Source organism: Burkholderia sp. LFS061 (assembly GCF_047978125.1).
Taxonomy (GTDB): domain Bacteria; phylum Pseudomonadota; class Gammaproteobacteria; order Burkholderiales; family Burkholderiaceae; genus Burkholderia; species Burkholderia pyrrocinia_C.
On record NZ_JBFPFS010000006.1, the window covers coordinates 218,458 to 234,248 of the forward strand.

At 68.1% G+C, this 15,791-nt stretch carries 12 protein-coding genes; 6 read left to right on the forward strand and 6 right to left on the reverse strand.

The genetic code is table 11. The annotated features are described in order from the left end of the window. Positions 1-272 precede the first annotated feature (272 nt). Positions 273-542, reverse strand: coding sequence for a hypothetical protein (locus ACNQQL_RS08065; RefSeq protein ID WP_072436064.1), 270 nt, complete (start codon positions 540-542; stop codon positions 273-275). Between the two features lie 101 nt (positions 543-643). After that, a complete protein-coding gene (locus ACNQQL_RS08070; protein WP_347063778.1) occupies positions 644-1,750 on the reverse strand; it encodes a substrate-binding domain-containing protein in 1,107 nt (368 codons plus the stop codon). A 131-nt stretch (positions 1,751-1,881) separates the two neighbouring features. Between ACNQQL_RS08070 and ACNQQL_RS08075 the strand changes: the two genes are divergently transcribed. Genes ACNQQL_RS08075 through ACNQQL_RS08090 form a run of 4 tightly spaced genes read left to right on the forward strand, consistent with a single transcriptional unit; the run spans position 1,882 to position 7,184 of the window. Further along, a complete protein-coding gene (locus tag ACNQQL_RS08075; protein ID WP_347063779.1) occupies positions 1,882-2,382 on the forward strand; it encodes an NAD(P)H-dependent oxidoreductase subunit E in 501 nt (166 codons plus the stop codon). After that, complete coding sequence (locus ACNQQL_RS08080) at positions 2,379-3,956, forward strand: formate dehydrogenase beta subunit (RefSeq protein WP_072436067.1); 1,578 nt, start codon at positions 2,379-2,381, stop codon at positions 3,954-3,956. The genes ACNQQL_RS08075 and ACNQQL_RS08080 overlap by 4 nt, the downstream gene beginning before the upstream one ends. Before the next feature lie 17 nt (positions 3,957-3,973). Then, positions 3,974-6,925 (forward strand): formate dehydrogenase subunit alpha, encoded by a 2,952-nt coding sequence (gene fdhF, locus ACNQQL_RS08085; protein ID WP_347063780.1) that lies wholly within the window; start codon positions 3,974-3,976, stop codon positions 6,923-6,925. A gap of 7 nt (positions 6,926-6,932) precedes the next feature. Next, the gene (locus ACNQQL_RS08090; RefSeq protein WP_072436069.1) at positions 6,933-7,184 is read left to right on the forward strand and encodes a formate dehydrogenase subunit delta; all 252 of its coding nucleotides are present in this window, start codon (positions 6,933-6,935) and stop codon (positions 7,182-7,184) included. A gap of 8 nt (positions 7,185-7,192) precedes the next feature. Here ACNQQL_RS08090 and ACNQQL_RS08095 read toward each other — a convergent pair whose 3' ends face one another. After that, on the reverse strand, positions 7,193-8,839 hold the full coding sequence (locus tag ACNQQL_RS08095; protein ID WP_347063781.1) for an FAD-dependent monooxygenase: 1,647 nt from the start codon (positions 8,837-8,839) through the stop codon (positions 7,193-7,195). A gap of 130 nt (positions 8,840-8,969) precedes the next feature. On the opposite strand from ACNQQL_RS08095, the gene ACNQQL_RS08100 reads away from it, so the two are divergent. Further along, positions 8,970-10,808 carry a tetratricopeptide repeat protein gene (locus ACNQQL_RS08100; RefSeq protein ID WP_416392558.1) on the forward strand — a complete coding sequence of 613 codons (1,839 nt, stop codon included), beginning with the start codon at positions 8,970-8,972 and terminating at the stop codon, positions 10,806-10,808. Between the two features lie 92 nt (positions 10,809-10,900). Here the strand turns inward: ACNQQL_RS08100 and ACNQQL_RS08105 are convergent, their stop codons facing one another. Further along, a complete protein-coding gene (locus tag ACNQQL_RS08105) occupies positions 10,901-12,196 on the reverse strand; it encodes an MFS transporter (RefSeq protein WP_347063783.1) in 1,296 nt (431 codons plus the stop codon). Between the two features lie 289 nt (positions 12,197-12,485). On the opposite strand from ACNQQL_RS08105, the gene ACNQQL_RS08110 reads away from it, so the two are divergent. After that, on the forward strand, positions 12,486-13,505 hold the full coding sequence (locus tag ACNQQL_RS08110) for a hypothetical protein (protein WP_347063784.1): 1,020 nt from the start codon (positions 12,486-12,488) through the stop codon (positions 13,503-13,505). A gap of 75 nt (positions 13,506-13,580) precedes the next feature. Here ACNQQL_RS08110 and ACNQQL_RS08115 read toward each other — a convergent pair whose 3' ends face one another. Beyond that, positions 13,581-14,270, reverse strand: a complete 690-nt coding sequence (locus tag ACNQQL_RS08115; RefSeq protein WP_347063785.1) for a DUF2968 domain-containing protein — start codon at positions 14,268-14,270, stop codon at positions 13,581-13,583. 116 nt (positions 14,271-14,386) lie between these two features. Then, positions 14,387-15,562 (reverse strand): type 1 glutamine amidotransferase, encoded by a 1,176-nt coding sequence (locus ACNQQL_RS08120; protein WP_347063786.1) that lies wholly within the window; start codon positions 15,560-15,562, stop codon positions 14,387-14,389. Positions 15,563-15,791 lie beyond the last annotated feature (229 nt).

Consider the following 15,791-nt stretch of genomic DNA (forward strand, 5'->3'; position numbering starts at 1 on the left):
GGGAAGACATTCTTCCCGGTTTACGGGTTAACCCTAGATCATCCGCCGGGCTGGCGATTCGCGAACGCTGCTTCATCCGGCATCGCGTCGCATGACGACTCGCCTGAAAGCACAAGCCCCGCGAAGCGACAACGCTTCGCGGGGCTCGAATGGTGTTGCACGGGATTCGTGCAGTCACGCCGGACATACGGTCACGCCGATATGCGCGTGCACATCACCCGCCTGCCGAATCGACACCGCACGACGACGGCGCAAACACGCCTGTCCGCGCGTTACTGGCTATCCATCGGGCACTTCAGGTTGCAGCCGTTCGGGTCACCCAGGTCGCCCTTGCGACGCAAGGCCGACTTCTTGCTGCCCTGGTATTTCTGCGACGGCGCCGACGCCGCGAACGGCATCTGCGGATGCTCGTTCAGGCGAAACTGTTCGCTCAGGATGCCGCCGGGCACGCCCGGGGAATTCTGCGCAAGCGCAAACGGCGAAGCCGCGACCAGAAGCCCCGCGGTCAACGCTGCCGCGGCGAGGGAAACGGAAAATTTCATGGCGGGATGACGCCTGAACGGCGTGCTTGTTGGAACGTTGATCAAGCGTCAAGCGTAGCGCAAATCCCCCGCTGCTGCAGCGCGGTTCGACCGCGTCCCCGTTACCGGGAATGGCCGTCCGGCGCGCTCGTGCCGTCGCTGCCGGCCAGCCCCGTCGCGATGCTCGTCAGCGTCCCGCATGCAGCCGGATCGTAGCCGTCGAGATGTGCGACGCGCTCGACGAAGCGCGCGTCGCGCAGTAGCGCCAGCACGCCAGCGAGCGGCCGCGCATCGAGCCGCGCGCGTTCGCACGCGAAGTAATAGTCCTCGTCGACGACCGGTATGAAATCGAGCCCGAAATGACGGGCGGCCGGCTCGACACCGAAGCCGAGATCGGCCATCCCGCTCGCGACGAACGCCGCGATCGCCGAATGCGTGAGCTCGGCCGACGCATAGCCGTCGATGCGCTCGGGATCGATGCCGATCGCACGCAGCGCGAGATCCAGCAGCATGCGCGTACCCGACCCCGGCTGCCGATTGACGAAGCGGATGTCATTGCGCGCGAGGTCCGCGAGCCCGCGGACCTGCTTCGGGTTGCCGCGAGACACGAACAGCCCCTGCTGGCGGCGCGTCAGGTGAATCAGCACGTGGCGCGTGTCGTCGAGCCACGGCCGATAAATCTGCGCGCACCGAGCGCGAAACGCGCCGCGCGGCAGATGGAAACCGGCCAGGTCGCATTCGCCGCGTGCGAGCGCCTGCACGGCCTCGACGCTCTCGCGATACTTGATGTCGACGGCCGCCTGCGTATCGACGAGCGCGGACACGAGCGTCGCGACCGCGTAACCGTGCGACGCATGGATACGCACGGCACCGTCGCGTTGCGCGAGCCGCCGGTTCAGGTCGCTGGCCACCTCGTCCGCGAGCGCACGCAGGTTTCCGTCGAGGCGGCTGCGCGCAAGGCGCTGCGCGTCGACGACCGCCCGCCCAAGTTCCGACAGCGTCGACCCCTTGCCCCGCGCGGTTTCGATCAACTCCCCGCCGATGCACGCTTCCAGCGCGCGCAGCATGCCCCACGCGTGCCGGTACGACAGCCGTTTTGCCTGGGCAGCCTGCGCAATGCTGCCCGTATCGGCCACGAGTTCCAGCAAGGGCGCGACGTCCGACAGGCTGGCCGTGCGACCTTCCGTGTCGCGTACGGTCAGATACGCGTCGCATTCGATTCGAATCAATTATGTACTCCGATTTCCTATTGCGACTGCGAAATCTTCCGCTTATCGTTGATGAAAATCAATCTGAACGAAGTCGCGATGCTCACTATATGAATAGCGAGAGCATATGAGACTTTGGAGGAGCACAACCGATGTCCCCGAATTCCCATGCGCCCGACGCGCTCGTCGAGCGCCATGCGCGCACCGGCCGGTCGCTGGTCGCGATCCTTCACGCGATCCAGGACGACGCGGGCTACGTGCCTCCGGGCTGTGTCGCGCCGCTCGCCAGGGCGCTGAATCTGTCGCGCGCGGAAGTGCACGGCGTACTGACCTACTATCACCACTTCCGTACCGCGCCGCCCGCGCGCGTGACGATCCAGATGTGCCGCGCCGAAGCGTGCCGCAGCATGGGCTGCGAAACGCTCGCCGCGCATGCTGAAACCCGCACGGGCTGCCGGTTCGACGCAGCGCACGGCGATGCCGCGGATGCGCACGCGCCGGACGCCGTCGCGCTCGAATCGGTCTACTGTCTCGGACTGTGCGCGCAATCGCCGTCGCTGACGGTCAACGGCGTGCTGCATGCGAAGGTCACGCCGGAGAAATTCGACGCGCTGCTGGCCGATGCTCTCGCCCACACGCCGGAGGCCGCATGACGACCCGCATCTACGTCCCGCGCGATTCGTCCGCGCTGGCCCTCGGCGCCGACGCGCTCGCCGCCGCGATCGTCGCGGAAGCCGAACGGCGCGGCCTCGCGATCGAACTGGTCCGCAACGGCTCGCGCGGGCTGCTGTGGCTCGAGCCGCTCGTCGAGGTCGGTACGGCCGCCGGACGCATCGGCTATGCGAACCTGTCGGCCGCCGACGTGCCGGCCCTGTTCGATGCAAACTGGCTCGAAGGCGGTGCGCATCCGAGCGGCGTCGGCGTCGTCGACGCGCACCCCTATCTCGCGCGCCAGCAGCGCCTCACGTTCGCGCGCATCGGCCTGACCGATCCGCTGTCGATCGACGACTACCTGCAGCATGAAGGCCTCGCCGGCCTGAAGAACGCACTCGCGCTCGACGGCGATGCCGCGTGCGAAACGCTGATCGAATCGGGGCTGCGCGGCCGCGGCGGCGCGGCGTTCCCGGCGGGCATCAAGTGGCGCACGGTCCGGCACGCGAGCGCCACGCAGAAGTACATCGTCTGCAATGCGGACGAAGGCGATTCGGGCACGTTCTCCGACCGCCTGATGATGGAATGCGATCCGTACTGCCTGATCGAAGGGATGATCATCGCGGGCATCGCAACGGGCGCGACGGTCGGCTACATCTACGTGCGCAGCGAATACCCGCACGCGATCGCGACGCTCGAAGCCGCGATCGTCCGCGCGCGCGAGGCCGGCTGGCTCGGCGAACGCGTGCTCGGCTCCGCGCATGCATTCGAGCTGCACGTCGCGAAAGGCGCGGGCTCGTACGTGTGCGGCGAGGAAACGGCACTGCTCGAATCGCTCGAGGGCAAGCGCGGCGTCGTGCGCGCGAAGCCACCGCTGCCAGCGCTCGCCGGCCTGTTCGGTCAGCCGACCGTGATCAACAACGTGATCACGCTCGCGACGGCACCCGTGATCTTCGCGCGCGGCGCCGCGTTCTATCGCGATTTCGGCATGGGCCGCTCGCGCGGCACGCTGCCGTTCCAGCTGGCCGGCAACATCCGTCACGGCGGCCTCGTCGAACTCGCGTTCGGCGTCACGCTGCGCGAGCTGCTGTTCGACTTCGGCGGCGGCACGGCAAGCGGTCGGCCGGCACGCGCCGCGCAGGTCGGCGGCCCGCTCGGCACCTACCTGCCCGACCATCAGTGGGATGTGCCACTCGATTACGAGGCGTACACGGCGATCGGCGCGGTGGTCGGCCACGGCGGCATCGTGCTGCACGACGACACGTCGAACCTCGCCGAGCTTGCCGAATATGCGATGAAGTTCTGCGCGATCGAATCGTGCGGCAAATGCACGCCGTGCCGGATCGGTTCGACGCGCGGCGTCGAGACGATCGCGCGCATCCGCCACGGCGACACGTCGGAGCGGCAGGTCACGCTGCTGCGCGACCTGTGCGACACGATGCTGGCCGGTTCGCTGTGCGCGATGGGCGGGATGACGCCCTACCCGGTGCTGTCCGCGCTCGACCATTTCCCCGAAGATTTCGGGCTCGCTGGCGGCAAGGATGCCGCGTCGAGCCCGGTCAAGGCTGCGGCCTGACCCAGAAGGAGCCCTGCATGTCCCTCGACACGAACAACGTCCGCCAAGGCGGCTGCGGCTCAGGCCAATGCGCGTGCAAGAGCGCCGCACAGGCGCGCGCCCGCGACCCGTTCGACGATACCGACTACGGCACGCCGCAACGCCATGCCGATACCGACGTCACGCTCGAAATCGACGGCCAGCCGGTGACGGTACCGGCCGGCACGTCGGTGATGCGCGCGGCGATCGAAGCCGGCGTCAACGTCCCGAAGCTCTGCGCGACCGATTCGCTCGAGCCGTTCGGCTCGTGCCGGCTGTGCCTCGTCGAGATCGAAGGCCGGCGCGGTTATCCGGCGTCGTGCACGACGCCGGCCGAAGCGGGCATGAAGGTGCGCACGCAGTCGGACCGGCTGCAATCGCTGCGCCGCAACGTGATGGAGCTGTACATCTCCGACCATCCGCTCGACTGCCTCACCTGCCCCGCCAACGGCAACTGCGAGCTGCAGGACATGGCGGGTGTCGTCGGGCTGCGCGAAGTGCGCTACGGCTTCGATGGCGCGAATCACCTCAACGACCGCAAGGACGAATCGAACCCGTACTTCACGTACGACCCGTCGAAGTGCATTGTCTGCAACCGCTGCGTGCGCGCGTGCGAGGAAACCCAGGGCACGTTCGCGCTGACGATCGCCGCGCGCGGCTTCGAATCGCGCGTCGCCGCCGGCGAAAGCGAATCGTTCATGGCATCGGAATGCGTGTCGTGCGGCGCCTGCGTCGCCGCATGTCCAACGGCCACGCTGCAGGAAAAATCCGTCGTGCAGCTCGGGCAGGCCGAACACTCGGTCGTCACGACCTGCGCGTACTGCGGCGTCGGCTGCTCGTTCAAGGCCGAGATGAAGGGCACGCAGGTCGTGCGCATGACGCCGAACAAGAACGGCCTCGCGAACGAGGGGCACGCGTGCGTGAAGGGACGCTTCGCGTGGGGCTACGCGACGCACAAGGACCGCATCACGAAGCCGATGATCCGCGAGAAGATCACCGACCCGTGGCGCGAAGTGAGCTGGGACGAAGCGCTCACCTATGCGGCGACGCAATTCCGCAAGCTGCAGCAGAAATACGGCCGCGATTCGATCGGCGGCATCACGTCGTCGCGCTGCACGAACGAGGAAACCTACCTCGTGCAGAAGCTCGTGCGTGCCGCGTTCGGCAACAACAACGTCGACACCTGCGCGCGCGTGTGCCATTCGCCGACCGGCTATGGCCTCAAGACGACGCTCGGCGAATCGGCCGGCACGCAGACGTTCGCATCGGTCGACCAGGCCGACGTGATCGTCGTGATGGGTGCGAACCCGACCGACGGGCACCCGGTGTTCGGCTCGCGGCTGAAGCGGCGCGTTCGCGAAGGCGCGAAGCTGATCGTGATCGACCCGCGCCGCATCGATGTCGTCGACGGCCCGCACGTGAAGGCCACGCATCACCTGCAACTGCGCCCCGGCACCAACGTCGCGATCGTCAACGCGCTCGCGCACGTGATCGTCACCGAAGGGCTTGTTGCGGACGCGTTCGTCGCCGAGCGCTGCGAGACGCGCGCGTTCGAGCAATGGCGCGACTTCGTGTCGCACGCCGACAATTCGCCCGAGGCAACCGCCGACGTGACCGGCGTGCCGGCCGAACTGGTACGCGCCGCCGCGCGCCTCTACGCAACGGGCGGCAATGCCGCGATCTATTACGGGCTGGGCGTGACCGAACACGCGCAGGGCTCGACGACGGTGATGGGCATCGCGAACCTCGCGATGGCGACCGGCAACATCGGCCGCGAAGGCGTCGGCGTCAATCCGCTGCGCGGCCAGAACAACGTGCAGGGTTCGTGCGACATGGGCTCGTTCCCGCACGAACTGCCCGGCTATCGGCACATCAGTGACGAGATCGTGCGCGCGCAGTTCGAACAGGCGTGGTCGGCCAAGCTGCAGCCGGAACCGGGGCTGCGCATCCCGAACATGTTCGACGCGGCGCTCGACGGCAGTTTCAAGGGGCTCTACTGCCAGGGCGAGGACATCGTCCAGTCGGATCCGAACACGCAGCACGTGTCGGCCGCGCTGTCGGCGATGGAGTGCATCGTCGTGCAGGACATCTTCCTGAACGAGACCGCGAAATATGCGCACGTGCTGCTGCCGGGCTCGACGTTCCTCGAGAAGGACGGCACGTTCACGAACGCGGAGCGCCGCATCTCCCGCGTGCGCAAGGTGATGCCGCCGCTCGCGGGCTACGCGGACTGGGAAGTGACGCTGCTGCTGTCGCAGGCGCTCGGTTACGACATGCACTACACGCATCCGTCGGAAATCATGGACGAGATCGCGCGGCTCACGCCGACCTTCTCGGGCGTGTCGTACGAGAAGCTCGACGCGCTCGGCAGCATCCAGTGGCCGTGCAACGAGCACGCGCCGGAAGGCACGCCGACGATGCACATAGACGAGTTCGTACGCGGCAAGGGCCGGTTCGTGATCACCAAGTTCATTCCGACGCCGGAAAAGGTCACGCAGCGCTATCCGCTGATCCTGACGACGGGCCGCATCCTGTCGCAATACAACGTCGGCGCGCAGACGCGCCGGACCGAAAACGTCCGGTGGCATGAAGAGGATCGCCTCGAGATCCACCCTCACGACGCGCAGGATCGCGGCATCCGGACCGGCGACTGGGTCGGCATCGAATCGCGTGCCGGGCAGACGGTGCTGCGCGCGCTCGTGACGGAACGCATGCAGCCGGGCGTCGTGTACACGACGTTCCACTTCCCCGAATCGGGCGCGAACGTGATCACGACGGAAAGCTCCGACTGGGCGACGAACTGCCCTGAATACAAGGTGACGGCCGTGCAGGTGCTGCCGGTTGCGCAGCCGTCCGAATGGCAGCGTGCATACGCGCGCTTCAACGCGGAGCAGATCGACCTGCTCGAGCGCCGCGCGAGCACGCCCGACACCGTGACGACAGGCAAGTGAGGCTTCGATGGACAACGACCACCTGATCGACATGGCCAACCAGATCGGCGCATTCTTCGAATCGATGCCCGATCGCGACGAAGCGCTGACCGGTATCGCCGACCATATCCGGCGCTTCTGGGAGCCGCGGATGCGCCGCGCGTTGCTCGCCGCGCTCGACGATCCGTCGGGCGAAGGCGCGCAACGCGCGGCACCGATCGTGCGCGATGCGATCGCCGTGCACCGCGCGTCGCTCGTTCCTGCTCCCGCGACTGCCTGAACGCACCGCTACCCGGACACCGACATGCCCGCGAACCAGTTTTCGCAGTGGCGCAGCAGCCCGTTCGCGTCGGTCGCCGTGCGCCCGCGCGCGGCGACATACCCATCGGGCCGCAGCAGGTAGAACGACGGCCGCGAGCGGCCATACTCCTGGGCCAGCCCGGCGGCACCGTCGCCTTCGATATCGGTGACCCGCCACACGCGCACAGCGCCCGGCATGATCCGTTCGAGCCCCTGCACGAGCGCCTGCGCATCGGCCGCCATCGGCGGCGCAGCGCCGGTGTCTGCATTCACCGGCTCTTCGAGCAGCAGCAGCGTGAAGCTCGCCGGATCGTGCAGATCGTATAGCCGCGCCGTTCCGGGCGCCTGACCGAGCGGGCCGTCGAGCACGTGCACGAGTGCGTCGGGCGCCCGCTCGCCCGCACGCGGACCGCCGTCGAGCACACGCTCCAGCGTGAGCGGACTCTTCCGGTACTGCACGCCGAGCTCGCTGACCGTGCGCCGCACCGCATCGCGCATCGGCCCGAACGACACCAGCAGCGGCACGACATGATCGCGCAGCAGCTTCATCGCGCCGCGATCCGCCTCGACGATCTGCGTAATGAAGCCGGTTTGCCGCAACACGTCGCGCTCGATCGGATGGCGCTCGGCGTGATACGTGTCGAGCAGCCGTTCGGGCGTGCCCGCACCGAGCACGCGCGCAAGCTTCCAGCCGAGATTGAACGCTTCCTGGATGCCGGTGTTCATGCCCTGCGCGCCGGCCGGGCTGTGGACGTGCGCTGCGTCGCCCGCGAAGAATACGCGGCCGTGACGCAGTCGGTCGACCATCCGGCTATGCAGGTGGAAATAGGACGACCACGCGAGATCGCTCGGCGAGATCGACGCGCCAACGCGTGCGCGCACGATCGCCTCGCATTCCGCGAGCGACGGGGTCGGCGCATCGGGCGACGCATCGCTGCCGGGCGGCCGGTCGGCAACGAGCCGGTAACGGCCGCCGCCCATCGGAAACAGGCCCGCCATGCCTTCGGGCGTCGTGAACAGGTGGATCTCTTCGTCCGGCCAGTCGGGTATCGCCGCGAAATCGGCGAGCAGGAAAGTCTGTTCGAACGCCTGCCCGGTGAAGCTCATGCCGAGCAGATGCCTGACCGTGCTGTGCGCACCGTCGGCAGCGATCAGGTACGACGGCGCGAACGATTCGTCGCGGCCGTCGGCGCAGCGGATCGTCACGTCGAGCGACGTGCCGCCTGCGTCGCACGCGGTCAGCGTCGCGCCGCGCTCGACCGTCACGCCGAACCCGGCCAGATGCTCGGCGAGCAGCCGCTCGGTAATGCTCTGGTCGAGAAACAGCAGATACGGGTAGCGCGTTTGCAGCGGATCGAAATCGAGCCGCGCGATCACACGGCCATCGGCATGCAGCGCGGCCGCATGCGCGCGATGGCCGAGCGCGAGAAACGGCTCGACCGCGCGATGCTGCTCCAGCAGTTCGAGCGTGCGTGCCTGGATGCCGATCGCGCGCGAATACGGCGCGGGCGCGGCGAGGCGATCGATAATGCGCACCGGCACGCGGGCCCGCGCGAGGCTCATCGCCGCGGCAAGGCCGGTCGGCCCCGCGCCGACGATCAGCACGGGCGGGATATCGGGCAGTGTGTCAGCCATGAGAACCTCGATGACACGCGACCCTGCAAGTCTACGCCGCTCCGCGTGACGGGGCCATATGCCGACCGGTCGACACGCGGCACCCATGCGCGGTGTGGGAAAATACGCGCTTTCCGCCAGTTTTCGCGTCATGGATTCCGCATTCGACCGAGCGTATGCAGCACACCGCGCGGGCCGCCTCGCCGAGGCTGAGCACGGCTATCGCGCCGCGCTCGCCGCCAACCCCGCCGACGCAGACGCGCTGCATCTGTTCGGCGTGCTGCGGCACCAGCAGGGCCAGCACGCCGAGGCGGCCGATCTCGTCGGCCGCGCCGTCGCGCTGCGTCCGGACGATGCCGCGCTGCAGCTCAATCTCGGCAACGCGCTGAAAGCGCTCGGCCGGCTCGACGAAGCGATCGACCGCTTTCGCAACGCGCTGACGCTCGCGCCCGAATTTCCGCTCGCGCACTACAACCTCGGCAACGCGTATGCGGCTCTGCAGCGCCACGAGGATGCGATCGACGCGTTCGGCCGCGCGCTCCGGCTCACGCCCGACGACGCATCGATCCACAACAATCTCGGTAACGCGCTGAACGCGCTCGGCCGCCACGACGACGCGCTCGCCGCGTTCCGGCGCGCGCTCGAGCTGCGGCCCGGGCATGCGGGCGCGCACAACAACCTCGCGATGGCGCTGAACGCGATGGGCCGCGCCGACGACGCGATCGCGCACTTCCAGGCCGCGATCGCCGCGCAGCCGCGCTTCGTCGCCGCGCATTTCAATCTCGGCAACACGTTCGATGCGGTCGGCCGGCATGCCGAGGCGGCCGCCGCGTTCGAAGCCGCGCTCGCGCTGCATCCGCCGTTTCCGCTCGCGCTGTTCGGGCTCGCGAACGCACTGTGCGCGCAGGCACGCCACCGCGACGCACTGCCCTACTACGAGCGCGCCGTCGGTCTCGATCCGTCGTTCAGCCTGGCGTGGCTGAACCTCGGTAACGCGCATCACGCGCTCCGCGCGCACGAGATGGCGCTGCGCGCATTCGACCAGGCGTTGCGCGTAGAACCCGATCTCACGCTCGCACGGCTGCACCGCGCAGTCACGCTGCTGACGCTCGGCGACTTCACGCGCGGCCTGCCCGCGTACGAAGCGCGCCACGAGACGCCGGGCGCGATACCGCTCGGCACGCTGCCGCGCTGGCAGGGCGAGCCGATTGCGTCGCGCACGCTGCTGATCCGCGCGGAACAGGGGTTCGGCGACACGCTGCAGTTCGTCCGCTTCGTGCCGCTTGCCCGCGCACGCTGCGCGTGCGTCGTGCTCGAAGTCCAGCAGGAACTCGTGCCGCTGCTGGCGCCTGCCGCATCGCGCTGGCGCGTGACGCTCGTCGCGCAAGGCGCCGCGAAACCGCCGGCGGCGGACGTCGCCTGCACGCTGATGAGCCTGCCGTTCCTGCTCGGGCTTCAGCCGGCGGACATCGTCGGAGGCTCGCGCTACCTCGACGCGCCCGAAAGCGCTCGCCGGCGCTTTCGCGGCTCGCTCGGCGGGCAGTCGAAGCGCAAGTTCGGCCTCGCTTGGTCGGGGCGCCGCCAGGCACAGGAAAACCGTTCGATGCCGTTCGACGCGCTCGCGCCGCTGCTCGCGCTGCCGGACATCGACTGGATCGTGCTGCAGCCCGCGCTCGACGACGACGAACGTGCGCGCGTCGACGCGCATCCGCGCGTGCATCGCCTCGACGGCCGGCTGAACGACTTCGCCGATACGGCCGCGCTGATCGAACGGCTCGACGGCGTCGTCACGATCGATACGGCTGTCGCGCACCTCGCGGGCGCGCTCGGCAAGCCGCTGTGGGTCATGCTGCCGTTCGCGCCCGACTGGCGCTGGTTCACCGGCGACGACTGCCCGTGGTATCCGCAGGCCAGGATCGCCCGCCAGCCCGCACCGGGAGCATGGCTCGACGTAGCGGCCATGGTCGCCGACAAGCTGCGCGACGCCTGAACGAAGACGAAAAAAGGAGCGTGCTGCGCTCCCTTTTTTTCGATGCAATGCATGCGGCCGGCGCCGCGCGATGTGCAATATACGAGCGCCTGTCAGGCCGCCTTGTACTGATTGCGCGCGTCGGGCGTGCGGTACAGCACGAGCGTCGCGATCAGCCCGCAAATCGCGGCCACGCTCAGCCACAGCCCCGGCGCCGCCTTGTTGCCCGTCTGGTGGATCAGCAGCGTCGAGATCGCCGGCGTGAAGCCGCCGATCGTCGTCGCCAGGCTGTACGCGAGCGAGAAGCCGGCCGTGCGCACGTCGGCCGGCATCACTTCGGTCAGCGCGACGACCATCGCCCCGTTGTACGACGCGTACAGGAACGACAGCCACAGCTCGACCGCAAGCAGCCGCAGGAACGACGGATCGCCGACGAGCCACAGCACGGCCGGGTATGCCGACAGCAGCGTCAGCACCGTGAACGCGATCAGCACCGGGCGGCGGCCGATACGGTCGGACAGCGCGCCGGACAGCGGCAGCCACACGAGGTTGGAAATGCCGACGCAGACGGTCACGACGAGCGCGTCGAGCGACGACAGGTGCAACACTTCCTTGCCGAAGGTCGGCGTGTACGCGGTGATCATGTAGAACGACACCGTCGTCATGATCACCATCCCCATGCCGGCAACCACGATGCCCCAGTTGTCGAGCATCGAGCGCATGATCTCGCCCATCGACGGGCGGTGGCGCTTCGCGAGAAACTCGTCCGTTTCCTTCAGCGAACGACGGATCAGGAACAGGAACGGCACGATCAGGCAGCCGATCAGGAACGGAATGCGCCAGCCCCACGCGGTCATCTCCTCGACCGGCAGCGCGCGATTCAGCAGCACGCCGACGAACGCGGCGAACACGACGGCCACCTGCTGGCTGCCCGACTGCCACGACGTATAGAACCCCTTGTGGCCCTTCGTCGCGATCTCCGACAGGTAGACCGACACGCCGCCGAGTTCGACGCCCGCCGAGAAACCCTGCAGCAGCCTGCCGAGCAGCACGAGCACCGGCGCGAGCACGCCGATCGTCGCGTAGCCGGGTATCGAGGCCACCGTGAGCGTACCGAGCGCCATCAGCCCGAGCGTCAGGATCAGCCCCTTGCGGCGGCCGTGATGGTCGATGTACGCGCCGAGCACGATCGCACCGACCGGCCGCATCAGGAAGCCGGCGCCGAATACCGACAGCGACAGCATCAGCGACGCGAATGCGTTGCCGCTCGGGAAGTAGGTTTTCGCGATGGCCGACGCGTAATACCCGTAGACCATGAAGTCGTACATTTCCAGGAAGTTGCCGCTGACGACCCGGAACACGGTGCGGAATTTCGATTCCTGCGCGATGGCGTGTGACGCTGTGGACATGTTTTTCTCGCTCGGCTCGGATGGCGCGAATCCGCGCCGCATGGATCAGACGACGCCCGCGGCGCCGGACCGGCGCCCACGGGCATCGCTGCCCGCCGGCGGCGCGCCGCACGACGACGCGCGCACCGGCATGGTCCGCGAATGATGCCACGCCAAGCCGACATTTGCCTTGTGTCGCCCCTGCTGCCGCCGTCGCGGCATTCGACTCGTACGAGTCGCCCCGAAACGGGCGCGAAAATCAGACTGATTTGATCGACCGGCTCTCGCCAGCCGACCACAATGTCACGATTTGCGACGAGATTTCCGCGCCGCGGCCGGCACGGTTGCCTGTGTCGCACGGCGCACCGCCCTCATGACCCCATCGCCCCTCGTCCCCGTCGAAGGCGCGCTCGCCCGCCCTCGCATCGCTCCGCTCGATCACGTACCGCCGTTCGGCCGCGAATGGACCTTTCGCGGCGCGCCCGGTGCGCGGCCCGGCAAGCACTGCCTCGCCACACTGACGACGTCCTGCATCGACGTCGACCGGCCTCATCGCGCGTGCCGCTGGCAGCCATGGCCCGTGGCGGCGTCAGCACCGAATCCGGCAGGGGCGCCGGTCGCGCCGGCTGCAGTTGCCGGCAGACGCTCCCGGCACACCGTCCAGGGCTCTCGCGACCGACGTGCTATGTACGCAATCTGCTGGAGCATCGGCGCGTTCGGCATCATCGGCTGGCTGATCGCCGCGCACGAACCGTTCACGGGCTTCGAGCCTGCGCCCACGATCCAGATGGCCGTCATTGCGCCGGACCACACCACGTCATCGACCGGTACCGTGCGAGTTGCCGCAGTTCAGTCCGGTATGTCGACAAACACGTCACCTCGGCGCACGGTGGCGACACCCGTCACGAAGACTGCAGAATCGCCACCGGCCACGCACCATGCCGCGCCTCGTCCGGCGTCGCTTCGCACAAAGGCAACGTCCGACGTGCAGCACGCCGCCGCTGCATCGCCGCGTCGAACAAACGGCACGCGCACGACAGCGGCCCCGGCCCGGATACCGACCGTGCCGCAACTGGCTGCACGTCCGCCAGTCCTGAGCAATGCAGCCAGCACTCGCGCCCCCGATCGGCTCGCCCCGCCGCCGCGCTCGACGGACACACGCGATGCACACGACACACTCGACGATCCGCTCACGCTGATCGCGACGGCAAATACGCTGCGCGCCGCGCAGCCTGCCCGTGCGGCGCATGCGCCGGCCGCCGGCTTCGACTGGACATCGCAACTGTCCCATCGCCGCGTGACCGACATACCGGACGCGTTCGCGCGCTGACGGTCGCCCAATAAAAAACCCGGCGAAGATCGCTTCGCCGGGTTTTGCTCGTCTCTCCGTCCGTTTGACGACTCGTTACTTGTGCGAGGGCAGCCCCGTCTCGGTCTGCCTCTCGAGTTGCCGCACCTGCTCCTGCAGATCACGCAACTGCATCTGCGCGGCCCGCTTCTCGACCTGCAGCGCCTGCGCCTGCTCCTGGGCCGACTTTTGCCGCTGCACGACCTCGGCCTGCTGGCTGCGCGCGACGCTCAGATCGGCCTGCAACTGCTGCGCACGATTCGCCTGTAGCGCGATCACGCGTTCGAGGAACGCCTTCTGCGCCTGCAGCTCGGTACGGCGGATCTCGATATCCGCGAGCTGCGCGGTCTGCTGGACGAAGTTCGCATACACCATCTCCGCGCGGCTCTTCTCCTGCGACCGGATCACGCGCCACAGATGCTTGTCCTGGAACAGCGCGACGTAGTACGTCATCTCGCGCGGATCGAACATCAGGCTCGCACCGTAGCTGCCGTTGTACGTCGTGCGCATCTCGACGATCCGGCCGTCGTGCAGCATCTGCGTCAATTCGGCGACGTTACCTTGCGTGCTCGCGTCCGACGCGGATGCAGCCGGCGCCGCATCGCCGCTCAGGCTCGTGACCGCCGGACGCGTACCGGCGGCCGGCGCGGTCGCGTCGGCAGACCAGACCGCGCCCGCTTGTGCGCAGGCGGCCAGTGCAACGATCCACGTCGCGCATCGTGCAGGGAAAAAGTTTCGGAAAGCCAACGTCAGACTCCGGCGAACGAATCGGAACTCGCGATTATCGTTCAAAACGAAACGGCCGCATCTCGAAATTTATCGGGATGCGGCCGGACTGCGTGCGACACGAAGAATGCGGCTTGCTACAGACGGGTTTCGCGCGCCGCGCGCAGGAACGCATCGAGCAGCGGCGTGCAGTCGAGCAGCTCCGAGCCGCCCGCGCGATGGAACTCGGGGTGCCATTGCACGCCGACGACGAACGGCGAACGCCGATGGCGAATGCCCTCGATGATCCCGTCGCCGGCCGACACCGCCTCGATGTTCAGATCGCGGCCGAGATCGCGGATCGCCTGGTGGTGGATCGAGTTGACGATCGCTTCGCTGCGCCCGGGGAACATGCTTGCGAGCGTCGACGAGTCGGGGAAGCGGATGGCGTGGCGATGCTGGTCGTAATGCTCGCTCACGTGCGCATTCGCGGTCGGCACATCGGTGGCGATGTCCTGGTACAGCGAGCCGCCGAACGCGACGTTGATCAACTGGCAGCCGCGACAGACACCGAGCACGGGTTTGCCGGATTCGACGAACTCGTGCAGCAGCTCGAGTTCGTACATGTCGCGCACGCGGTCGCCCGGCCATTCGGGGCGGGCGTCCGACGCCGCGTAGGTTTGCGGCGACACGTCGGCGCCGCCTTGCAGCAGCAGGCCGTCGAGATGCTTCGCGTAGTCGCGCAGGCGGATATTGCTCGGGTGAATCATGCCCTGGTGGCCGACGGTCGGAATCATGAACACGAGCACGTCGCGCGACATCACCCAGTGTGCGATCGATTCCTCGAGATACTGCAGCGTCTTGCCCCGCAGCCCCTTCGCGCCCGGTTCCGGATGGAAGATCCGCGCCGACACGCCGATGCGCAGCGTGCGCTGCGTGATGCGCTGGCCGGCGCGGTCGAACAGCCGGCGCGCGCGCGCCGCGATGATCCGGCCGAACACCGACCACGGCGTGTCGCTCTGCTTCAGGTAGGCCGGCGGCGCATTCTGCGCGCTCGCGGGCGGCGGCCGCGGCGTATCGAAATCGGGCGGCGCGCCGAACCCGGGCGGCGGCGAGCCGGGCTTTGGCGGCGCGGCGGCGCCATCGCCCGCGGCGCCCGCCCCCCCCGGCTCGGATGCGGCCGTGACGGGCGACGCGCCGTCCACGGCGACGTTTTGCGCGGCAGCCTGCGCTGCCGGCGCATCGGGCGTTTTCGCCGGATCGGGACGGGGAGAATCGGAAGAAGCGGAAGAGGTGCCGGGCAGACCGGCCGGGGAAAGCGTGTTTTCGCTCATGACGATGGTCTGGTACGTCGCTCACGCGTATGGATAAACGAGGATTCATTATGCTTCAGTGCACGATCGCGCGGTAAACCTGCAACATCCTGTCGACATTGTTGCAAGTCGGTGGCAGGCCGTGCCGGGGCGCGCCCGCGTTCGCGTGCCGGCGACGCCACCGCGTCGCCGCGTGCACTGGACACCAGTGATATATCACAATAATATCCACGGATTGTCCATGCTTCCC